The 21,445-nt window shown below is 71.3% G+C and carries 17 protein-coding genes; 4 read left to right on the top strand and 13 right to left on the bottom strand.

Annotated elements, in window-relative coordinates; all coding sequences use genetic code 11:
* Positions 1-4: 4 nt before the first annotated feature.
* The 9 genes from ASE76_RS07945 to ASE76_RS07905 form a co-directional block, all read right to left on the bottom strand.
* On the bottom strand, positions 5-1,486 hold the full coding sequence (locus ASE76_RS07945) for an ABC transporter ATP-binding protein (RefSeq protein WP_055837402.1): 1,482 nt from the start codon (positions 1,484-1,486) through the stop codon (positions 5-7).
* Positions 1,487-2,203: 717 nt separating this feature from the next.
* Positions 2,204-4,096 (bottom strand): UdgX family uracil-DNA binding protein, encoded by a 1,893-nt coding sequence (locus ASE76_RS07940; RefSeq protein WP_055837400.1) that lies wholly within the window; start codon positions 4,094-4,096, stop codon positions 2,204-2,206.
* A 114-nt stretch (positions 4,097-4,210) separates the two neighbouring features.
* On the bottom strand, positions 4,211-5,509 hold the full coding sequence (locus tag ASE76_RS07935; protein ID WP_236698383.1) for a putative DNA modification/repair radical SAM protein: 1,299 nt from the start codon (positions 5,507-5,509) through the stop codon (positions 4,211-4,213).
* Positions 5,510-5,575: 66 nt separating this feature from the next.
* Positions 5,576-6,574 (bottom strand): tripartite tricarboxylate transporter substrate binding protein, encoded by a 999-nt coding sequence (locus ASE76_RS07930; RefSeq protein WP_055837398.1) that lies wholly within the window; start codon positions 6,572-6,574, stop codon positions 5,576-5,578.
* Positions 6,575-6,652: 78 nt separating this feature from the next.
* Positions 6,653-7,384: an L-threonylcarbamoyladenylate synthase gene (locus tag ASE76_RS07925; protein ID WP_082448191.1), complete on the bottom strand. Its 732-nt coding sequence runs from the start codon at positions 7,382-7,384 to the stop codon at positions 6,653-6,655.
* A gap of 213 nt (positions 7,385-7,597) precedes the next feature.
* Positions 7,598-8,632 carry a lysylphosphatidylglycerol synthase domain-containing protein gene (locus ASE76_RS07920; RefSeq protein ID WP_055837392.1) on the bottom strand — a complete coding sequence of 345 codons (1,035 nt, stop codon included), beginning with the start codon at positions 8,630-8,632 and terminating at the stop codon, positions 7,598-7,600.
* A gap of 54 nt (positions 8,633-8,686) precedes the next feature.
* Positions 8,687-9,964 (bottom strand): cardiolipin synthase ClsB, encoded by a 1,278-nt coding sequence (gene clsB, locus ASE76_RS07915; protein WP_055837391.1) that lies wholly within the window; start codon positions 9,962-9,964, stop codon positions 8,687-8,689.
* Positions 9,961-10,752: an endonuclease/exonuclease/phosphatase family protein gene (locus ASE76_RS07910; protein WP_055837388.1), complete on the bottom strand. Its 792-nt coding sequence runs from the start codon at positions 10,750-10,752 to the stop codon at positions 9,961-9,963. The genes clsB and ASE76_RS07910 overlap by 4 nt, the downstream gene beginning before the upstream one ends.
* A 169-nt stretch (positions 10,753-10,921) precedes the next feature.
* Positions 10,922-11,464 carry an acyloxyacyl hydrolase gene (locus ASE76_RS07905; RefSeq protein ID WP_055837384.1) on the bottom strand — a complete coding sequence of 181 codons (543 nt, stop codon included), beginning with the start codon at positions 11,462-11,464 and terminating at the stop codon, positions 10,922-10,924.
* Between the two features lie 215 nt (positions 11,465-11,679).
* Here ASE76_RS07905 and ASE76_RS07900 point away from each other — a divergent pair, with 215 nt between their 5' ends.
* A complete protein-coding gene (locus ASE76_RS07900; protein ID WP_055837381.1) occupies positions 11,680-12,081 on the top strand; it encodes a DUF4148 domain-containing protein in 402 nt (133 codons plus the stop codon).
* Between the two features lie 78 nt (positions 12,082-12,159).
* On the opposite strand, the gene ASE76_RS07895 is transcribed toward ASE76_RS07900, so the two are convergent.
* Positions 12,160-12,747 (bottom strand): Spy/CpxP family protein refolding chaperone, encoded by a 588-nt coding sequence (locus ASE76_RS07895; protein ID WP_055837380.1) that lies wholly within the window; start codon positions 12,745-12,747, stop codon positions 12,160-12,162.
* Positions 12,748-12,977: 230 nt separating this feature from the next.
* Between ASE76_RS07895 and ASE76_RS07890 the strand changes: the two genes are divergently transcribed.
* A complete protein-coding gene (locus tag ASE76_RS07890; protein ID WP_055837377.1) occupies positions 12,978-13,997 on the top strand; it encodes a recombination-associated protein RdgC in 1,020 nt (339 codons plus the stop codon).
* 111 nt (positions 13,998-14,108) lie between these two features.
* Here the strand turns inward: ASE76_RS07890 and ASE76_RS07885 are convergent, their stop codons facing one another.
* The gene (locus tag ASE76_RS07885; protein WP_055837374.1) at positions 14,109-14,324 is read right to left on the bottom strand and encodes a hypothetical protein; all 216 of its coding nucleotides are present in this window, start codon (positions 14,322-14,324) and stop codon (positions 14,109-14,111) included.
* Between the two features lie 206 nt (positions 14,325-14,530).
* Between ASE76_RS07885 and ASE76_RS07880 the strand changes: the two genes are divergently transcribed.
* The gene (locus tag ASE76_RS07880) at positions 14,531-16,252 is read left to right on the top strand and encodes a GAF domain-containing protein (RefSeq protein WP_082448189.1); all 1,722 of its coding nucleotides are present in this window, start codon (positions 14,531-14,533) and stop codon (positions 16,250-16,252) included.
* A 37-nt stretch (positions 16,253-16,289) separates the two neighbouring features.
* Here ASE76_RS07880 and ASE76_RS07875 read toward each other — a convergent pair whose 3' ends face one another.
* Positions 16,290-18,383 carry a PAS domain-containing protein gene (locus tag ASE76_RS07875; protein ID WP_055837371.1) on the bottom strand — a complete coding sequence of 698 codons (2,094 nt, stop codon included), beginning with the start codon at positions 18,381-18,383 and terminating at the stop codon, positions 16,290-16,292.
* A gap of 178 nt (positions 18,384-18,561) precedes the next feature.
* Positions 18,562-19,731, bottom strand: a complete 1,170-nt coding sequence (locus ASE76_RS07870) for a metallophosphoesterase (RefSeq protein ID WP_055837368.1) — start codon at positions 19,729-19,731, stop codon at positions 18,562-18,564.
* 402 nt (positions 19,732-20,133) lie between these two features.
* On the opposite strand from ASE76_RS07870, the gene ASE76_RS07865 reads away from it, so the two are divergent.
* Positions 20,134-21,186 (top strand): NAD(P)-dependent alcohol dehydrogenase, encoded by a 1,053-nt coding sequence (locus ASE76_RS07865; RefSeq protein ID WP_055837364.1) that lies wholly within the window; start codon positions 20,134-20,136, stop codon positions 21,184-21,186.
* Positions 21,187-21,445: the final 259 nt, after the last annotated feature.

The following is a 21,445-nucleotide window of genomic DNA, read 5'->3' as shown; positions in this document are numbered from 1 at the left end:
CGCGTCATGTCGCCACCATCGCCTGCCCGACGGCCTGGCGGTCGACCGGCGTGGCGAACTCTCGGGCGATGCGGCCACGCACGATCACGCCCACCCGGTCGGCCAGGGCCAGCACCTCGTCGAGGTCCTCGCTGATCAGCAGCACCGCGGCGCCGGCGTCGCGCGCGGCGCGCAGCCGCGCATGCACCTGCGCGCCGGCCCGCACGTCCAGGCCACGGCTCGGGCTGTGGGCCAGCACCAGGGTCGGGTCGCGGCTGAACTCGCGGGCGATCACCAGCTTTTGCGCATTGCCGCCCGACAGCAGGGCGGCCTTCTGCCGCAGCGAACGCACGCCCAGCACGTCGAAGGCTTTCACGGCCGCGGCCGCCTCGGCCTCCATCCGCCGGCGGTCGAGCCGCAGCGCGTGGCCGTAGCGGCCCGCATGCACCTGGCCGATGCCGAAGTTCTCGGCGATGGACAGGCCGCCCGCCAGGGCCAGCCCGTAGCGGTCGGCCGGGATCGCGGCGATGCCGAGCGCGCGGCGCTGCACCGTGCTGGCCGCCCCCAGGTCGCCGAAGCCCTCCAGGTGCAGGCTGCCCGGCGGCACCGGGAGCAGGCCCATGATCGCCTGCGCCAGCTCGCCCTGGCCGTTGCCGCCGACGCCGGCCAGGCCGTAGATCTCGCCGGCATGCACGGCGAGGTCGATGCCGTCGAGCGCCGGGGGGCCGTCGGTGGCCGCGAGGCTGCGCACGCCGCGCAGCACCAGGCGCGCCACGCCGCGCACCGTGGCGGCGCGCGTCGGCGGCGGGGGCGCCTCGCCCACGGTGAGCCGCACCAGGTCGGCCTCGGGCGTGGTGCGCGGGTCGAGCGTGGCGACGGTGCGGCCGCCGCGCATCACCGTCACCCGGTCGGCATAGCGCTTCACGTCGGCCATCTTGTGGGTGACCAGGATCACGGCGGTGCCCTGGCTGCGGGCGAGCGACTGCACGGTCTGCAGCAGCCGCGCGGCCTCGGCGTCGGTGAGCACCGCGGTGGGCTCGTCCAGGACCAGGATGCGGGCACCGGCCAGCAGCACCTTCAGGATCTCGACCCGCTGCTGCTCGGCGACGGAGAGATCGCGGACGCGCCGGTCGGGGTCGATCTCGAAGCCCAGCGCATGCGCCTGGGTGAGGATGGCCGCGCGCACCCGGGCCAGCCGCTGGCGGTAGCCGTGCACGTCGTCGTCGTCGACCACCGGCATGCCCAGCAGGATGTTCTCGGCGACGGTGAAGGGCGCGACCAGCTTGAAGTGCTGGTGGACCATGCCGATGCGGTGCTTCGCGGCGTCGCGCGGGCCGGCGAAGCGCACCGGGTTCTCGTCGACCCGCAGCTCGCCGGCCTCGGGCGCGTAGAGGCCGGCCGCGATGTTCATCAACGACGACTTCTGCGCGGTGAAGTGGGCATCCGCGAGGGCGATGAAGCCGTCGAAGGATTTGTGGATGTTGGAGAGGGTGAGGGCGGGGGTCATGGGGCGGGCTGTGGGGCTGGCGGCGGGTGGTCAGCGGCGGGTGGTTGCCAGCGGGCGGTATKGCTCCCTCTCCCCCTGGGAGAGGGCGGGGGTGAGGGCCGCGCCCGGCTTGCGATCCACTGACGGCTGTTTGGCCCGCTCCCGGCTGCCCTGCATGGCTCCCTCTYCCCCTGGGAGAGGGYGGGGGTGAGGGCCGCRCCCGGCTTTTCKSTGCAGCTGCCGTTCGATGCAACACTGCCCGTGTTGGGTCCGGAGGCGGGGATTTCGCCCCCGCGGGCGAGTYACTTCTTTTGCTTCGCCAAAAGAAGTAACCAAGAAAAGGCGACCCCGCGTGCTGCGTCCCTCCGCTGCGCTGCGGGCAACCTGCGGTGCTCGCGGCAGGCGGGGTCCGCGCAAACTCGCTGCGCTCAGACATGCGCGGCCCTTTTTCCGCCTGCCGCTGCGCTCCTCGGCGCATCCCGAGGGGCGGGGGGCGGGGGCTTTCGGCTACTGCCGGCTTCGCGGCAGTTACGCCTTGGGGCGGAAGCGGCAAGGGCAAAGACAAGGGCAAAGGCAAAGGCACCCCTTCTCCACCCGCACCGTCATCGGTATCAGCACCGGGACAGATGTTTGAACGAAAAGTGGCTGCAGCCGGTGTCTGGTGACGACCTTTAGCTACTCATTTGGTAGCGGCTGCAGATAGACGTGGCCACGTCTCGCCGTGTACTTTCTGAGAACTCAACCCGCTGCCAGCGCCGTCGCCAGCGACAAATCCTCCACCCAATGCCGGAAATTCTCGGCTGCGTGGCCCGGGTCGGCGCGCAGCAGGGCCGAGGGGTGCAGTGTCACCAGGACCGGGCGGCCCTGCGGGCCCTCGTGCCACTGGCCGCGTTCGCGCATCACCGCCACCGGGCGGCCCAGGATGGCGCGGGCGGCGGTGGCGCCCAGGGCCAGGACGGCCTGGGGCGCCACCAGTTCCAGTTCGGACTCCAGCCAGTGCAGGCAGGCGTCGACCTCCTGCTGGTGCGGCGTCTTGTGGATGCGGCGGGTGCCGCGCAGTTCGTACTTGAAGTGCTTGACCGCGTTGGTGACGTAGAGCCGGTCGCGCGACCAGCCCAGCTCGCGCACCGCGCGGTCGAACAGCTGGCCGGCCGGGCCGACGAAGGGGCGGCCGCGCAGGTCCTCGTGGTCGCCGGGCTGCTCGCCGACGACCATCAGGGCGGCGTGGGCCGGGCCTTCGCCGACCACCGCCTGGGTGGCGCCGGCGCCGATGGGGCAGGCGCGGCAGCGGTTGGCGGCGTCCTGCAGCTCGGACAGGTGCTGCAGCGCGGGCCGGCTGGCGGCGCCTGTGTGGCCGGCGACCACCACCGGCACGACGCTGCGGATGCGGCGGGCGGGCACGGTGGCGGCCTGGTCGATCATGCCGCCGCTGCGGGCCATCGCCTGGGCCGAGAGTTCGCCGATCAGCCTGGCCTCGGGCAGGTTGGGCCAGTAGCGGCGCGGCATCTCCTTCTGCATCATCTTCAGCTTGAGCCGCGCGGGGTTGAAGATGTGGGCGTAGTAGGTGAGCCAGAGGCCTTCGCCGGCATCGGCCGGCGGCGCGTCTTCCTTGCGGGCGCCGGGGCCGAAGGTCAGCGTGCGGCCGTCCCAGGCCACGCAGCGCTGCGGCGTGAGGATGGCCCAGCGCATCTGGGTGAAGCGGCGCTTGAAGAACGGCGCGTTGGCTTCGACGATGTGGTTCAAGGGCTCGAACCAGGCCACGTGCAGGTGCTCCAGGCCGTCTCCATGCGGGGCGGGGCCGTCGATCCCGTCGAGTGGAACGGTCGCCGTCGGCAGCAGCGGTACGTCGGCGCCAGCGGGGCCGCCGTCGGCCACGGTGCGGAAGCGCACGAAGGCGCGCATCTTGTGGATGTCGCGCCGCACCGCCTTGGCCATCTGCTCGGCCTGCAGCCGGTCCGGGTCCAGCGGGTCGTGGCGCAGGCCGGGCTCGTGGGCCATGCGCCAGAGCAGGCGGTACAGCAGGCCGAAGCGGTTGGGGTCGGCATGCAGGACGACGGTGGCGCAGAGCGCGAGGAAGGTGGGCGGGACCGAGACGGCCCGGGCGGGCCGCGCGGCGGAGAGGGCGGGCAGGGCGGGCGAGACGGTGCCGATGGGGCGGGCGGCGGACAGCGGTTCGGTGCCTGGGCCGTCGGCGGGTGCGTTGGAGGCGCCGTCGGTGTCGTCCGGAGCGTCGTCGGAGGCGGCCTCGACGGAGGTGTCGGGTTCGAAGGCGGGTTCCTCCGCGGACGGGTCGGTCGGTTCGGGGAAGAGCTGTCCCGTGTTGACGGCAAGTCGGTCGTCCTCGCCGGGGCGCCCGAACGGCGCGCTCGTTTCGGCATCGAACAGGCCGGGCGTGGCCGGCGCATCGTCGAACAGACCGGGCGTGGACACCTGCGTATCGAACAGCCCGGGCGACGGCGCGGCCTCCCGGCGCCCGGGCGCCGCCTGTGCGAACAGGTCGCCGGCGGCCCGGCCCTCCAACTGCCACTGCACCGCCTCGGGCGACACGCCGGCCGTCAGCAGGCGACGGGCCTGGGCGCGGAAGGCGGTCAGGTCGGTCTCGGAAGGCAGGAGGACGGTGTAGGTGGCCATCGCGCCGTTTCTGTGAATGAAAAGTGGCTGTGGCCGTCGATCCGTAACGGCCTCTAGCTATTCAAATGATAGCAAAGGGCCGATGCACGCATGATGCCGTCGCCGCCACCGCCCTCAGAACAGCGATGCCTGCACCGGCGCGGGCGGGGCCAGGGCCGGCACGGCGGTCTCCATCGCGCGGGTCGGCTTGTGGTCGTCGGTCAGCACGAAGGGCAGCACCTTCTTCAGCGGCACGTGGAGCCGGCCCAGGTCGGCGGCGCGCAGGCGGCGCACCCGGCGGGCCATCAGCAGCCGCTCGACGGCCTTCACGCCCAAGCCGGGCACGCGCAGCAGCATCTCGCGCGGGGCGCGGTTCAGGTCGACCGGGAAGCGCTCGCGGTGGGCCAGGGCCCAGGCCATCTTGGGGTCGACGTCCAGGGACAGCATCGCCCGGCCGTCGGCACCGGGGGTGACGATCTCGTCGTGCGCGAAGCCGTAGAAGCGCATCAGCCAGTCGGCCTGGTAGAGCCGATGCTCGCGCACCAGCGGCGGGGCCTGCAGCGGCAGGGCCCGGGCCGCGTCGGGGATCGGGCTGAAGGCCGAGTAGTACACCCGCCGCAGCCGGTAGCTGCCGTAGAGGGTGGCGCTGGTGGTGAGGATGGTGGCGTCGTCGGTCGCGTCGGCGCCGACGATCATCTGGGTGCTCTGCCCGGCGGGTGCGAAGCGGGGGGCGGCGGCCCGCTTCGGCCTGGCCTGGGGCACGAAGACCATCGGCTGGGCGGCGGCCTCGCGCGCCTGGCCCTTGGCGTCGTCGATGTGCAGCCGCAGCCGGGCCATCGAGCGGCGGATCGCGTCGCCGTCCTTCTCGGGCGCCAGGCTGGCCAGGCCTTCGACCGTGGGCAGCTCGACGTTGATGCTCAGCCGGTCGGCGTAGCGGCCGGCGCGCTGCAGCAGTTCGGGCGATGCGTCGGGGATGGTCTTTAGGTGGATGTAGCCGCGGAAGTCGTGGTCTTCGCGCAGGACCCGGGCCACTTCGACCACCTGCTCCATCGTGTAGTCGGGGTTCTGGATGATGCCGCTGGAGAGGAACAGGCCCTCGATGCAGTTGCGGCGGTAGAAGTCGAGGGTGAGGCGCACCACCTCGTCGACGCTGAAGCGGGCGCGGGGCACGTTGCTGGTGACGCGGTTGACGCAGTAGAGGCAGTCGTAGGTGCAGAAGTTGGTCAGCAGGATCTTCAGCAGCGAGATGCAGCGCCCGTCGGGTGCATAGCTGTGGCAGATGCCCGAGCCCTCGGTCGAGCCGATGCCCTTGCCGCCGACCGAGCTGCGCTTGGCTGTCCCGCTGGAGGCGCACGAGGCGTCGTACTTGGCCGCGTCGGCCAGGATGGCCAGCTTGCGGTGCAGCGGGTGGGCGGGGATGGGGTCGGTGAGCACTGTACGAATGTACAGGTTCGCGGCGGGCGGCGCACCGGTTCGCGCAAGGCCCGCTCGCCCCCGCGGTCATTCGACCTTGATGTTGCCCTTGCGGATGATCGGGCCGTACTGCTCGGCCTCGCGCTTGACCAGGGTAGCGAGCGCCTCGGGCGTGCCGCTGGCGGGCTCGAACCCCTGCTGGCGCAGGCTCTCGACCAGGGCCGGCGCGGCGAGGGCCTTGGCGATGTCGGCGTTGAGCCGCTTCACCACCGCGGCGGGCGTGCCGGCCGGTGCGAAGAACGCGAGCCAGCCGGTCGCCTGGAAGCCCGGCAGCCCCGATTCGGCCACCGTGGGGACGTCGGGCAGCTGGGGCGAGCGCCGGGTGCCGCCGCTGGCCAGGGCGCGCACCTTGCCCGACTTGACGAAGGGCATGGCGGTCGAGACGCTGATGAAGAACATCTGCACCTCGTCGGCGCTGAGCGCGACGATGCCCGGGTTGCCGCCCTTGTAGGGCACATGGACGATGTCGGTACCCGACTTGTCCTTCAACTCCTCCATCGCCAGGTGCTGCGGCGTGCCGATGCCGGTCGAGGCGTAGTTGAGCTTGCCGGGCCGGGACTTGGCCAGCGCGATCAGCTCGGTCACGTTGCGCGCCGGCAGGCCGGGGGTGACCAGCAGCACGTTGTCGAGCGTGGCGCCCAGCGACACCGGCGCGAGGTCGCGCGCCAGGTCGTAGGGCGGCTTGGCATAGAGCAGCGGGTTGGTGGCGATCGACGACTGGTCGACCAGCAGGGTGTAGCCGTCCGCCGGGGCCTGCGCCACCGCGGCGCCGCCGAGCAGCCCGGAGGCGCCTGGCTTGTTGTCGATCACCACCGGCTGGCCCAGGTGCTTGGCCAGCTCCAGGCCGACCAGCCGGGCGAAGGAATCGGTGCCGCCGCCGGCCGAGTACGGCACGACGATGCGGACCGGCTTGTCGGGGTAGACGGCCCGGGCGGGGCCGGAGGCCAGGAGGGCGAAGGCGGCGGCGGCCAGCACGGCCAGGCCGGTGCGCCGCGACGCCTTGCGGCGTGCGAGGAGGTGTTGCATGTCGTGTCTCTTTTCTTGTTTCTTGTTTCTTGTCGCTGGACGGCGCGCGGCACCCGGCCGGTGCCGCGCGGGGGTGCCTCAGACCAGGCTCATCGCGCCGGAGGTGGGGCGGTCGGGCAGCACCAGGTTGAACTCGGTCCGCACGATCTGCTGGATCTGCTCGTAGCAGCAGCCGAAGCGCAGCACGCGGCGGGTTTCCATCTCGATGATGGTGCTGCCGATGAAGTGCTCGTTGGCGTACTTGCAGCGGCCGTAGTCGACGCCGATGTCGACCTGCGCCAGCACTTCTTCCTCGATGTCGCGCAGCGCGAACTTGTTGCCGGTGAGCGAGCGGTTGGCCGACGAGCCCATCAGCGGCGTGGCCGAATCGAGCGACATGCGGGCCAGCTCGCCGTGCAGCCGGCCGGCGTTGAGCAGCAGGTCCATCGTCGGGCCCTTGGTGGAGCGGCGCAGGGCGCCGAACTCGGTGGTGCGCAAAAAGTCGTGGTCGGCGCGGTAGGGGCCGACCACCGACATCGGCAGGTCGTGGTCGCGGATGATGCAGCCGACCAGGTCGCGGTCGGCCTGCGACGCCTCGATCAGTTCGTTGAACATGTCCCAGTTGCCAATCACGCCGTTGGGCTTGGCCGAACTGCGGTTCTTGATCTCGTAGATCCGCTCCACCGCCCGGGCGGTGTGGGCGAAGATCGCATAGGACACGTCGAAGGGGATGATGCCGACGCCGCCCGAGCGCAACAGGCCGAAGATGCGGCGCGCGTCGGTGGTGAGTTCGTCGGCGGTGGGTTCCTGGCCGCGGTCGATCAATTGCATGGCGTTTTCCTTGTGTCTCGGTTGTAGGGCGGTTCCCGGGGTGCGGAACCTGGACCTCGACAGGCAGAAAGCGTGCCATCGGCGACACCATGGCTACATCGTTGATTTAAAAGGAAAAAAGCGGGTCTGCGCCGCATCGGCCATGTCGGTTGCGTTGCAGTGGAACGCCCGACCGTTTCGCTGCGACACGCACGGGCGGCCGCGGACCGCAGGCTAGACGAGCGGCTCGGCCCGCCCGTCCCCGTCGCCCCGGCGCAGCCATTCCACGACGCCGAAGGCCAGCGCCGCCAGCACCAGGGGCGCGAAGTAGTACAGCGCCCGGTAGGCCAGCACCGCGGCCAGGACCTGGTCCTTGGGCGCGTAGTCGGCCAGCACCGCCACCGCCACCGCCTCCAGCACGCCCAGCCCGGCGGGCACCCGCGAGATCAGGCCGGCCACTGCGCCGAAGAGCATCGTGCCCAGCACCGCCGGGTAGGCCACCTGCTGCTGCAGCAGCACCCACACGGCGCCGGACATCAGCATCCAGTTGGCGGCCGACATGGCGATCTGCACCAGCGAGAAGGCCGGTCCGGGCAGGGTGAAGGTGTGGCCGCGCACGGCCAGCGGCCGGCCGCGGCGCCAGGCGCAGACGAGCCAGTAGGCGACGGTGATCGCGCCCAGGCCGACGCCGATCGCGTGCAGCTGGCCGGGGGCGATCGACCAGCCTTCGGGCAGGTCGGGCGTGAACAGCCAGAACACCGCGCCGGCCAGCAGGAAGTAGCCGACCCAGTTGGTCACGATGCTGGTGCCGATGACCTGCCCGATCTGGCCGGTATCGAGCCCGTTGCGCGAATACAGCCGATAGCGCACCGCGACCCCGCCGACCAGCGAGCCGAGGTTGAGGGTGAACGGGTAGCTGATCAGCGTGATGCCCATGGTGCGCGGCACCGAGAGCGTGTGGCCGCTGAAATGCCGGCCGATCAGGTCGAAGGTGCTGTAGAGCAGGTGGCTCGCCGCGGCGAAGGCGGCGCCCGCGGCCAGTACCGGCAGCGGCAGGGCCTTCATCGACCGGAACACGGCGGGCCAGTCCACGGTGCGGGCCTGGCGGATCAGCAGAAAGGCGACCAGCAGCAGGAAGGCGATGCCCAGCAGCCGGATCGACCAGGTCCACCACGGCCGCGCACGCAGGCGGGTGAACCAGTGCGCGGATGCGGACTGCGCCGGCCGGGGCGATGCCGCGACGGAGGCCGGTGCGGGAGGAGTGGCCATCGTGCGGGGAAAAAGCGAAGGGCGGCGCGGGTGGAGAGGGGCGCGCCGTCGGGATCAGGCCGCGCCGGTGCGGGTGGGGCCGTCGGTCGCAGGGCTGGCCTTGTCGGAATCCGGCAGCGCCACCACCGGGACCGGCAGCACGCTCTTTTTTCCGCTGGGCAGCCACACCGCGAGCGTCGGGTACCAGCGCAGGAAATGGAAGACGAAGAAGCTGCGCACCAGGCGCCAGCCGCTCCACTCGGTTTCCAGGTGCTCGGTCTGGATGCGCTTGCAGCTGTGCTGCATCAGGTGGTCGAGCCGCTCGTGCAGGTGGGCGTTGAAGGCCGGGTCGCGGATGACGACGTTGGCCTCGAGGTTGAGCGACAGGCTGAGCGGGTCGAGGTTGCTGGAGCCGACGGTCGACCAGGCGCCGTCGACCAGCGCCACCTTGCCGTGCAGCGGACGGTCGCAGTACTCGTAGATGCGCACGCCGGCGTGCAGCAGGTGGTGGTAGAGCAGGGTGGCGGCCGTCTTCACGATCGGCATGTCGGGCTTGCCCTGCAGGATGAGCCGCACGTCGACGCCGCGCTGCGCCGCGCGGCGCATCTCCTGGATCAGCCGGTAGCCGGGGAAGAAGTAGGCGTTGGCGATCACGATCCGCTCGCGTGCGGCGCGGATCGCGGCGCGGTAGTGCCGCTCGATGTCGTTGGTGTGGCGGTGGTTGTCGCGGGTGACGAAGATCGCGTCCGCCGGGCCGGCGGCGGGAATCGCATCGCCTGCCGGCTTCGCTTCGGCCCTGCGGCGCAGCCAGCGGCGGCCGGGGCCGCTGATCGCGATCGCGTGCAGCAGGAAGCGGTGGATGTCGGCGACCACCGGGCCGGTCACCTCGACCGCGTAGTCCTGCTTGGCCTCGGGTCCGAAATCGGCCAGATGGTCGGCCGAATAGTTGATGCCGCCGACGAAGCCGCGGGTGCCGTCGACCACCACCAGCTTGCGGTGCATCCGCCGCAGCATGTTGTAGCGCTGGCCGAAGATGCGCTCGGCCGGGTCGAACACCCGCACCCGCACGCCGACCGAGGTGAGCGAGTGCAGGTACTCGGGGCTCAGGTCGGGCGAACCGTAGCCGTCGACCATCACGTCGACCTTGGCACCGTTCTTCGCGGCCTGCACCAGCGCGTCGCGCAGTGCCAGGCCGACCTTGTCCTCGAACAGGATGAAGGTCTCGAGCAGCACCTCCTGCCGCGCGGCGGCGATGCATTCGAATACGCGCGGGAAATAGGCTTCGCCGTTCTCGAGCAGGGTGAACTGGTTGCCGGGCACCCACCGGGCGTTGCGGACCGGGGCGTTGCTCATATCGTCAGCTCGGCCGCCAGCGGTGCGTGGTCGGAGAGGTGCGACCACGGCCGGCGCGGCAGCACGAAGGGCTTCTGCACCGTGGCGTTGCGCACGTAGATGCGGTCGAGTTGCAGCATCGGCATCTTGGCGGGAAAGGTACGGGCCGCCTTGCCGGTCGCCTGCACGAACACCTCGCGCAGGCCGGCGCCTTTCTGCAGGATCGAGTGCGCGCTGCAGCGCCAGTCGTTGAAATCGCCGGCGATCACCAGCGGCGCGTCGTCGGGGATTTCCTTGCGGATCAGCTCGCACATCAGGTGCAGCTGCTTCTTGCGGTGGTTCTCGGCCAGGCCCAGGTGCACGCAGATCGCATGCACGTCGGTCGTGCGGCCCGGCACCCGCAGCACGCAGTGCAGCAGGCCGCGACGCTCGGGGCCGCTGATCGACACGTCGTGGTTCTGGTAGTGGACGATCGGGAATTTCGAGAGCAGCGCGTTGCCGTGGTGGCCGTTGTCGTAGACCGCGTTGCGCCCGTATGCGAACTGCTCCCAGATGCTGTCGGCCAGGAATTCGTAGTGCGGCGTCTGCGGGTAGTCGGCGATGCGGTTCTGGTGCTTGATGTGCGTGCCCATCACCTCCTGCAGGAACACGATGTCGGCCGACACGCTGCGCACCGCGTCGCGCAGCTCGTGCAGCATGAACTTGCGGTTGAAGCTGGTGAAGCCCTTGTGGATGTTGACCGTCAGCACCCGGAAGTCGAAGGGTGCCGGCGTGTCGGTCGCAGGCGCTGGAGGGGAGGCATCGGTCATGAGAGTCTGGTCGGTCGCGGTGCGGAGGGCACCGCCGGAAGGGGCCGGGGCCGCGCGGCTGGCGGCCCTTCCGGATGGGTCAAATTCTCGGATTCCCGCCGTGCGGCGGGGTGTAGGACGGCAAGCCGATTTCCCGCCGCGCCGCAGGAGCGCTCTGCGTCGGCAGGCCTCAGAAGGTGTAGCCGTAGCGCAGCTGGACGAAGTTCTCGCCCGGGTTGGGCTTCTTGATGCTGGCGTTGGAGGTGTGTTCCACCCGCAGGACCAGCTCGTGCTCGCGGCGCTGGCCGAAGCTGTAGCCGGCACCGATGTGCGAGGCGAAGTTGAAGCGGGTGCTGAACTCCTTGTCGGCGGTGCGGTAGCGTGCGTTGGTGTAGGTGGCGCCGATGCCCGCATCGGCGAACCACGGCGAGGCGCCGTTGGCGAAGCGGAAGCGGAAGGCCGGCTTCAGGCTCAGCAGGTGGGTGGTGTCGTTGTTGTCGATGCCCGACGGCAGGCGGCTGTAGCCCAGGTCCCAGTAGGCGCCGACGCTGGTGCCCCAGAGCGAGTTCTTCCAGTCGATGGGCGCGGTGATGCCGATGGTGCCGACGTTGGTGTCGCTCGCGGTGCGGCCGTACTGGCCGTAGACGCCCGACATCACGGTCGGATCGGCATGGGCGGAGGAGAACACCAGCGCGAGGCTCGCGGCGGCGATGGACAGGAGAGAGGCTTTCATGGCGTATTGGGTAGGCTGGCGATACGGTAAGTGTAGGAACAATCGGTACGCAGTGCGCAGCGACGCCCGAATGGGTGCCGGCCTTCGCGTCAGCGTCCTACAGTTCGCGGGCGCATGGTCCGATAAATCGTGCCCGGGCTGTTTCGTATCGTTCACACACCCCAGACAAAGGGGCTCGAGAACCCCGCAACCACTGCATTTGCCAAAGGATCACCATGAACAAGACGATCGCCCATTCCATGCTCCTCGCCAGCCTGATGACCGTGGCCGCCGTGGCCTCGGCCCAGGTGCCCAACACCACCAAGGGTGGCGAGGCCACCACCCAGATGAACGGCAAGATCAACGGCCCGGACAAGTCGCCACGCACCTCCGACACGACCCGTGCCGAAGTCCGTGCCGAGGCCACCGCCATGAATAAGGGCAACGGTGCCAACTCCACCACGCCACAAGGCGAAGCCAGCACCACCGGCCCTGCAGGCCAGCCGAACGCAGCACCTGCCGGCACCGCACCGAGCACGATGGGCGGCCAGTCGTCCACCACGACGCGCGACATGAAGCGCGCCGAAGGCCGTGCCGCTTCCCGCGCCACGCCGAAGGAAGCCGAAAAGGCCAAGTAAGCCCTGCGCTGCTTTCCTTTCTCCAAGGTGAAAAGGCCCGCGCAAGCGGGCCTTTTCACGTCTGGCAATCGGTGGCGGTCAGCGGGTGCCGGGTGCCACGGCCGCGCCGGGTACCGGCGGCGCACCGCGTTCGCCGCGCGGGCCGTGGCCGTGGCCCGGGCCGCCCTTGCCGCCAGGACCGCCGTGCATCATCGGGCGCTCGTCGAACAGCTTCTGCTGGGCCGGCGTCAGCGCGGCGTAGAAGGTCTTGGTGGCGTCGCCCCGGCGGTCAATCTCGGCGTCGCGCTGGCCGCGCTCGGCACGCATCCGGTCGATGCGCTCGGGCGTGGTCAGCTTGGCCCATTCGCCGCGCTCGGCCTGCATGCGGGCACGCTGGGCAGGGTCGGGGCGGATCGCGGTGGTGAAGGCGTTCCAGGCCGGCTCTTGCGCGGCGGTGATCTGCAGACGTGCCTTCTCGCGGGCCAGGCCTTGTTCCATGCGTTGCTGCATGGCGGCCGGATCGCGGCGTTCGGCACCGCCGGCGCGGGGCGTGCCCGGTGCCGGTTGCGCGTCGCCGGCCATCGGCGTGGGCGGCGCTGCGGGTGGTGGAGGGGTTTGGGCCAGGGCCATGAAGGCTGCGGATGCCAGTGCGCTGGCGACGAGGAGTTTGCGGGGAGCGAATGTCATGGAAGCGTCCTTTCGGGTGAAGGCCCGGTGCCGTGTTTGGCATCAGGTTGGACGCCAGTGTTGCCGCCGCATGTAAGCGGGCCGTGGCCCGCAGGTGAGGTCTGTGTAAAGCCTTTCGGGAATTTCGTTACCGCTGCGGCCGGCCGCCGCCGGGCCCGTGGTGCGCCGGGCGCGGACAATAGGCGGTTTGCCGCCCGCTGTCCGGGCGGCGCCCGAGAGGAAGAGCGCAAGTGTTCAAGAACGTGATCGTCTACCGCATCGCGCCCGGCTGGGCCGGTACGCTGGAGCAACTGGAAGAGAACCTGGGCCGGGCCCGTTTCGCGCCCTGCACCGCCACGCAGGAGCGCTCGGCCGGCTGGCTGGAGCCGCGCGGCGAAGCCAACGGCCCGCTGGCCGAATCGGTCGGCGGACAGTGGATCCTGAAGTTCATGGTCGAGGCGAAGGCGGTGCCGTCGTCGGTGGTCAAGCGCGAGGTGCAGAAGCGCGCCGAGGAGATCGAGAAATCCACCGGCCGCAAGCCCGGCCGCAAGGAGACCAAGGAGCTGAAGGAAGACGCGATGCTCGCGCTGCTGCCGATGGCCTTCACCAAGCAGGGCGCCACCACCGTCTGGATGGACACCGAGGAGCGCTGGCTGGTGGTCGGCGCCGGCAGCCAGGGCCGTGCCGACGAGGTGGTGACCGCGCTGGTCGAGGCGGCGCCGGGCCTGTCGGTGGCGCTGGTCAACACCAACGTGACCGCGGTGGCCGCGATGTCCGAATGGCTGGTGAGCCAGGAGCCGCCCGCCGGCTTCAGCGTCGACCGCGAGTGCGAGCTGAAGGCGAGCGACGAGAGCAAGGCGGTGGTGCGCTACGCGCGGCATCCGCTCGACATCGACGAGATCCGCCAGCACATCGAGCAGGGCAAGCTGCCCACCAAGCTGGCGCTCACCTGGGACGAGCGCGTCTCCTTCGTGCTGACCGAGGGTCTCCAGGTCAAGAAGATCACCTTCCTGGACGGCGTGTTCGACGGCACCTCGCAGGAGAAGGAGGACGGCTTCGACGCCGATGCCGCCATCTCCACCGGCGAACTGCAGAAGCTGATCCCCGACCTGATCGTGGCCCTGGGCGGCGAGGTGCCCGAAGGCGCGATGCCGACGCCGCCTGCCGCCATGCCCGCCGCGGCCCCCTCGGCGCCCGAGGCCGCTGTCGCGGCGCCGGAGCCTGGGGCCGGCAAGGGCAAGCCGCTGGCCGTCGAAGGCGAGGATTTCTAGAGGAAAAGTGGCCGCAGCCGGCGCCGGTTGCCGGCTGCGCGCTATCGAATCAGGAGCATCCCGCCCCGGAGGCCGACCGGTCCGGCGGGTGCTTTGGCGGGGCCGGCGGGATCAGGCGTCGAGGCTGATCTTGCCGTCGCGCACGTACTCGTCGAAGGTGGTGCGCGGGATCGCGGCCAGGCCGACGACGCCGCTTTCTTCTTCCCAGCTCAGGGTGGCGCTGTCGGGGGCCAGCTCGACCTCGATCTTGCCGTGCGGGATGGGCAGGGGCAGTCCGTCACCCGGGGTGTAGGTGACGTCGCCGGTGACGGTGGCGAACTGGGACATGGAAAGCTCCTCGGTAGGTTTGGTATGTGTTTTTGCGCACGCGGGTGCACGCCGCCACCATTACATGCTTTTTCCGCGCCCGGTACGTGTCAAAACGCGGCGCGGTGCCGCCGGGGCCGGCGCGCGGCGGCGGGGCGGCGGCCGGGACCCTGCGGGGATCGCGCATACTGCCGTTTTCGACCCTTCGGCCCCCGTTCGTCCCCTTCATGCCCGCGACACCGTACACCCCCGGCCCCGACGAAGCACTGCGCCTCGACGCCCTGGCACGCCTGCATGTCATGGACACGCTGCCCGAGGAGGAGTTCGACGACATCGTGACCCTCGCTTCGCAGATCTGCGGCACGCCGATCGGGCTGGTGTCGCTGGTCGACGGCGAGCGGCAGTGGTTCAAGGCGCGGGTGGGCCTGGAGGCGCAGCAGACGCCGCGCGAGCAGGCCTTCTGCGGCCATGCGATCGAGGCCGCCGAACCGCTGATGGTGGTGGAGGACGCGACGCTGGACCCGCGCTTCGCCGACAACCCGCTGGTGCTGGGCGGCCCGGGCATCCGTTTCTACGCCGGCGCGCCGGTGCGCTCGCCCGAGGGCTATCCGCTCGGCACCGTCTGCGTGATCGACACCGTGCCCCGCACCCTGACGCCGGAGCAGGCCCGTGCCTTGCAGGCGCTGGCCCGGCAGACCTCCTCGCTGCTGCGGCTGCGGCGGCTGACGCTGTCGCAGGCGCAGCAGACCCAGGAGCTGCAGCGCAAGGTGACCGAGGCGCTGACCGGCGACCCGATCGAGCACGGCACCGTCCAGCAGCGCCACCGGATGGCCTCGGTCGGCCAGCTCACCAGCGGCATCGCGCACGATTTCAACAACCTGCTGCAGACGGTCAACGGCAGCCTGCAGCTGGTGCAGCGCCAGGCGGAGAAGCCCGAGCAGGTGCGGCGCTGGGCGGCCAGCGGGCTCGACGCGGTGGGCCGCGGCGCCAAGCTCACCGCGCAGCTGCTGGCGTTTTCCAGCGCCCATGCGCCCGACCTGGCGCTGCTGGCGGTCGACGACTTCGTCGGCGGCATGCAGGAGCTGCTGGCCCGCGCGCTCGGGCCGCAGGTGCGGCTGGCGTTCGACCTGAACGCCGCCGGCCTGCAGGTGATGGGCGACGCCACCCAGCTCGAGGCCGCGGTGCTCAACCTGGCGATCAACGCCCGCGACGCGATGCAGAAGGTCGGCAGCCTGCGGGTGGCGACGCGGGTGGTCGATCTGGCGGGCGACGCCACGCTCGAAGACGGCCGCTACCTGGCGCTGGACGTGCAGGACAGCGGCCCCGGCATGCCCGAGGACGTGGCCTCGCGCGCCTTCGAGCCCTTCTTCACCACCAAGGCGCCCGGCAAGGGCACCGGCCTGGGCCTGGCCCAGGTGCACGGCTTCGCGGTGCGGGCCGGCGGCACCGCCCGGATCCACGCCGTGGCCGGTCAGGGCACCTGCATCACCCTGTGGCTGAAGGCTGCGGTGCTGGGCCGGCGCCCGGAGCCGGAGGCCGCGGCACCGGCGGCCGCCTGCCTGCCGCCCGCCACCCGCGCCCGCATCCTGCTGGTCGACGACGACGCCGGCCAGCAGACCACCTGGTGCGCGCTGCTGGCCGACGTCGGCTACGAGGTGCGCGGCGTGCCCAACGGCCCGGCCGCCCTGCTGGCGGCCGCCGAGCAGCTGCCCGACGTGGTGCTGATCGACTGCGCGATGCCGGTGATGAACGGTCCGGCGCTCGCCGCCCGGCTGCATGCGCGCTGGCCCGGCCTGCCGCTGCTCTTCGTCACCGGGTACTCCGACATCGAGGAATTCCGTCCGCTGCTCGGCCGGCAGGCGGTGGTGCTGGCCAAGCCGCTGCCGATCGAGCGGATGGTGGAGGCGATCGAGGCGGCGCTGGACGCGGTGCGGCTCCCGCGGGGCTAGCCGGGCACCGACCGCACCGCGCCGGTCCCGGCGGCGCTCATCCGCCCGGCGCCCGGTTGCGGATCGCCTGCTGGATGACCCGCGACAGCGCCGCCACCGAATACGGCTTCTGCACCAGCTCGAAGCCGTGGCGGGTGTCGGCGGCCAGCACCTCGCTGTAGCCGCTGGTCAGCACCACCGGCAGGCCGGGCCAGCGCTGGCGGATCGCCTGCGCCAGCTCCACGCCGTTCATGCCCGGCATGATCACGTCGGAGAACACCAGGTCGAACCGCTCGTGGTCGGCCTCCAGCAGCGCCAGCGCCTCCTGCGCGTCGTGCGCCCAGTGGGTGCGGTAGCCCAGGTCCTGCAGCACGGCGGTGGAGAACTGCCCGACGGTGTTGTTGTCCTCCACCACCAGGATGCGGGCCGGCAGTAGCAGCGGGGCGGGCGCCACCGGCAGCGGCGCGGCGACCGGACGCTGTGCGGTGGCGGTGGCGGTGGCCTGCGGCAGGTAGAGGGTGAAGGTGGTGCCCTCGCCCGGGGTGCTCTGCACCGCGATGTCGCCGCCCGACTGCTGCGCGAAGCCGAACACCTGGCTCAGGCCCAGCCCGGTGCCCTTGCCCACCTCCTTGGTGGTGTAGAACGGCTCGAAGATCAGCTCCATCTTGTCGGCCGGGATGCCGGAGCCGGTGTCCTGCACCGACACCGCCACAAACCGGCCCGGCCGCGCCGGCTGGCCCCGCAACGCGGGCAGGGCGTCCACCGCCTCGATGCGCACCCGCAGTTCGCCCTCGCCGTCCATCGCGTCGCGGGCGTTGACCGCCAGGTTCACCAGCGCGGTCTCGAACTGGCTGGCGTCGGCGTCGGCCAGGTGCGGCGCGGCGTCGCCCTCGATCCGGATCTGCACCCGGCCGCCCACCAGCGGCCGTACCAGTTCGGCCACGCCGGCCACCTGGCGCGAGACGTCGAACACCTCGGGCCGCAGCGGCTGGCGGCGGGCGAAGGCCAGCAGCTGCGCGGTGAGCCGGGAGGCGCGGCGCACCGTGTCGGCGATCGCCTCCAGGTACTTGCGGCGGCGCTCCTCGGGCAGGTTCTTGCGGCGCATCAGCTCGACCGAGGTGCCGATGACGGTGAGCAGGTTGTTGAAGTCGTGCGCCACGCCGCCGGTGAGCTGGCCCACCGCCTCCAGCTTCTGCGCCTGGCGCAGCGCCTCCTCGGCCCGCAGCAGCTCGGCGCTGCGCTCCTGCACCCGCGCCTCCAGCGTCTCGTTGAGGCCGCGCAGCGACCGCTCCGCCGAGACGCGCGGCGTGACGTCGTAGCCGCCGACGAAGATGCCGGTGACGGCGCCCGCGTCGTCGCGGATCGGGTGGTAGAGCAGGTCGATGAAATGCTCCTGCGCATGGCCCGCCAGCCGGATCGGGCGCGACTGGGCGTTGAACGGCTCGCCGGTCGCGTAGACGCGGTCGAGCAGCTCGTAGTAGCCCTGGTCGGCCAGCTCGGGAAATACCTGGCGCACGCCGTTGCCGAGGAAATCGCGCTCGCCGGCGATGGTGCGGTAGGCGTCGTTGACGTAGTCGAACACGTGTTCCGGGCCCGACAGCAGCGCGACGAAGCCGGGCATCTGCTGCAGCGCATGCCGCTGGCGCGCGCGTTCCGCGGTGGCCTGGCGGGCGGCCACCACCTGGGCGGTCGCGTCGGTGGAGGTGCTGACCATGCCGATCACGCTGCCGTGCTCGTCGCGCAATGGCATGTAGGTGAAGCTCCACCAGGTGTCCTCGGGCGCGCCGTTGCGCAGCATGGTGAGCGGCATCTCGTCGAACCGGGAGCCTTCGCCGCGCAGCGCGCGGGCGACGATCGGTTCGATGTCGGGCCAGACGTCGGACCAGAGGTCGGCGAAGCGCCGGCCGATCGCGCCGGCCGCGCGGTCGCCCAGGAACGGCCGGTATGCCTCGTTGAACAGGAAGTGCAGTTCCGGCCCCCAGGCCATGCACATCGCCTGCGGCGAATCGAGCCAGGTGGCCAGCGTGGCCTGCACCGCGACCGGCCAGGTCTGCGGCGGGCCGACCGCCGTGGCGGACCAGTCGTGGCGGTGGATGTCCGCACCCAGCGCGCCGCCGGCAGCCAGGAAGGGGGGAACGCTCTGCGGGGTCATCGGCCGTCGTCGGGGAGGAGGTGGGGAGAAGTCGGGGTGTTCGATCGTACCGAGTGCTGGGCGGGCGGCGATGCAGGGTGTAACGACTGCCGTTCGCATCCGCGACCGGCCGCCTGCCCGGCCCGTGGCCGCTTCCCGCGTGCGTCGGCCGACGGATGCCGCCGCCTCCTCGCGCTGGTCAGCCCTGCCGCACCAGCCGCAGCAGCGTGATCTCCGACGGCGCGCCCAGGCGCTTGGGCGGGCCCCAGTAGCCGGTGCCGCGGCTCACGTAGACCTGCAGGCCGCGCAGCCGGTGCAGGCCGGCCACGAAGGGTTGCTGCAGCGGCACGAACAGGTTCCACGGCCAGAACTGCCCGCCGTGGGTGTGGCCCGAGAGCTGCAGCTGGAAGCCCGCATCCGCCGCGGCCGGCGCGCTGCGCGGCTGGTGGGCCAGCAGCACCCGGGTGGCGGCGGCCGCCGGCGCGCCGTGCAGCGCCTGCGCCGGGTCGCTGGCATGGGCGGCGTCGAAATGCGCAGCGTGGAAATCGGTCACGCCGGCGAGCAGCAGCGCATCGGCATCGCCGCCGACCGAACCGGCCGCACCTGCGGTCGGCCGCAGCAGCACGTGCTCGTTCATCAGCACCGTCAGGCCCATGCGGCGCAGCTCGTCGATCCAGGCGTGGGCGCCGGCGTAGTACTCGTGGTTGCCGGTGACGACGTAGCTGCCGTGGCGCGAGCGCAGGCCGGCCAGCGGTGCGATCCGGTCGCGCAGCGTCGGCACGCTGCCGTCGACCAGGTCGCCGGTGATCGCCACCACGTCGGGCTGCAGCGCGTTGACCCGGTCGACGATGCGGGCGATGTAGCCGCGGCCGATGGTCGGGCCCACGTGCAGGTCGCTCAGCTGGGCGATGGTGAAGCCCTGCAGCGCCGCCGGCAGTTGCGGCAGCGCGATGTCGATGCGCCGCACCCGCGCCGTGCGCCGCGCGTTCCACAGGCCGAGGGCCGACGCCGCCACCGCCGCCAGCACCACCGCCGCCGCGCTGCCGTCCCGCCACGCCGCAGGGGCCGGCGCCGCCGCCAGGCCCGCCGCACCAGCGGCCCACCACACCGCCAGCAGCAGGTCGCGCAGCAGCGTCAGCACCAGCAGCGACGAGAACCAGCCCATCGCGATGGCCCCCAGCCACTGCCAGGCCGGGTGCAGCGGCGTGCGCCGGGCCCACAGCGGGACCGGCAGTGCCGCGGCCGACACCAGCAGCACCGCGCCCAGCGCGATGCCCGCCGGCCACCAGGGCGCGAGGCCCGGCACCAGCCGCAGGGCGATGTAGGCGTGCAGCAGGGCGGTGAGGAAGAAGAACGGCTTGATCGGCATGGAGGCGTGGCACGGCAGGTGGCTGCCGGCGGCGGCCTGGAGGCGCAGATGCGGGCGTTTGCGCCGAATGGAACAGGCGGGCGGGGCGATGGGCCCTGGCCGCGCGCCCGGATGCCGCCACGGCGGCGCCCGGAAAAAGGCGGACCCTGGCCAGTCGCCGCGGTTGCGGCCGGCCGGACGTTCGGGCCGCGTCACCACGGGTTGCTATGGTTTCGATAGCTGGTGGTCGGCGTGGAGCGCCGGCCGGCGGCACTTCCGGTCGCATATCCAAGCACCCGCAGCCTCTGGGGTCGTCGCGGGGGTGTCGCACGGTCCGGGGGCCGCGGCGATAAGGTGCGGGCCGGCCCCTTGCTTGTACCCGGCTCCTTTTATCTTTTCTTTTCCCTTTCCAGGACTGCTTCCATGACCCAAGCCCACGGCTATGCCGCCACCGCCCCCACCACCCCGCTGGCGCCCTTCACCTTCGAGCGCCGCACCCCGGGACCGCTGGACGTGGCGCTGGACGTGCTGCACTGCGGCGTCTGCCATTCGGACCTGCACACCGCCCGCAACGAATGGCAGAACACGGTGTATCCCAGCGTGCCCGGCCACGAGATCGTCGGCCGCGTGACCGCGGTGGGCGACCTGGTGTCGAAGTTCCAGGTGGGCGACCTGGTCGGTGTCGGCTGCATGGTCGATAGCTGCCAGCACTGCACCCCGTGCGCCGACGGCCTGGAGCAGTACTGCGAGAACGGTTTCACCGGCACCTACAACGGCCCGATGTTCGGCGGCGGCGAGAACACCTACGGCGGGTATTCCGACCACATGGTGGTGCGCGAATCCTTCGTGCTGAAGATCTCGCACGACGAGGCCTCCCTGGCCGCCGTGGCGCCGCTGCTGTGCGCCGGCATCACCACCTATTCGCCGCTGCGCCAGTGGGGCGTCGGCCCCGGCCACAAGGTCGGCATCGTGGGGCTGGGCGGCCTGGGCCACATGGGGGTGAAGATCGCCGCCGCCATGGGCGCGCACGTGGTGCTGTTCACCACCTCGCCCGGCAAGCGCGAGGATGCGCTGCGCCTCGGCGCCAAGGAGGTGGTGGTGTCGAAGAACGCCGACGAGATGGCGGCGCACGCCAACAGCTTCGACTTCATCCTGAACACGGTGGCGGCACCGCACAGCCTCGACGCTTTCCTGGGCCTGCTGAAGCTCGACGGCACGATGACCCTGGTGGGCGCGCCGGACAGCCCGCATCCCTCGCCCAACGTGTTCGGGCTGATCATGAAGCGGCGCCGGCTGGCCGGCTCGCTGATCGGCGGGATCAAAGAGACGCAGGAGATGCTGGATTTCTGCGCCGCGCACGGGATCGTGTCGGATATCGAGGCGATCCGGATGGACGAGATCAACACGGCCTATGAGCGGATGTTGAAGAGCGATGTGAAGTATCGGTTCGTGGTGGACATGGCCAGCCTGGCGTAGGCTGCCGCTGCCGCTGCCGCTGCCGGCGTGCGGCTGTTGGCTCCCTCTCCCCCTGGGAGAGGGTGGGGGTGAGGGCCGCGCCCGGCTTTTCTGTGCGGTTGCTGTTCGATGCAACACTGCCCGTGTTGGGTCCGGAGGCGGGGATTTCGCCCCCGCAGGCGAGTCCCTTTCTTTGCTTCGCCAAAGAAAGGAACCAAAGAAAGGCGACCCCGCGTGCTGCGTCCCTCCGCTGCGCTGCGGGCAACCTGCGGTGCTCGCG

Origin of the sequence: Xylophilus sp. Leaf220 (assembly GCF_001421705.1) — a bacterium.
GTDB lineage: Bacteria > Pseudomonadota > Gammaproteobacteria > Burkholderiales > Burkholderiaceae_C > Xylophilus.
This window is presented reverse-complemented; position numbering and strand designations above follow the sequence as displayed.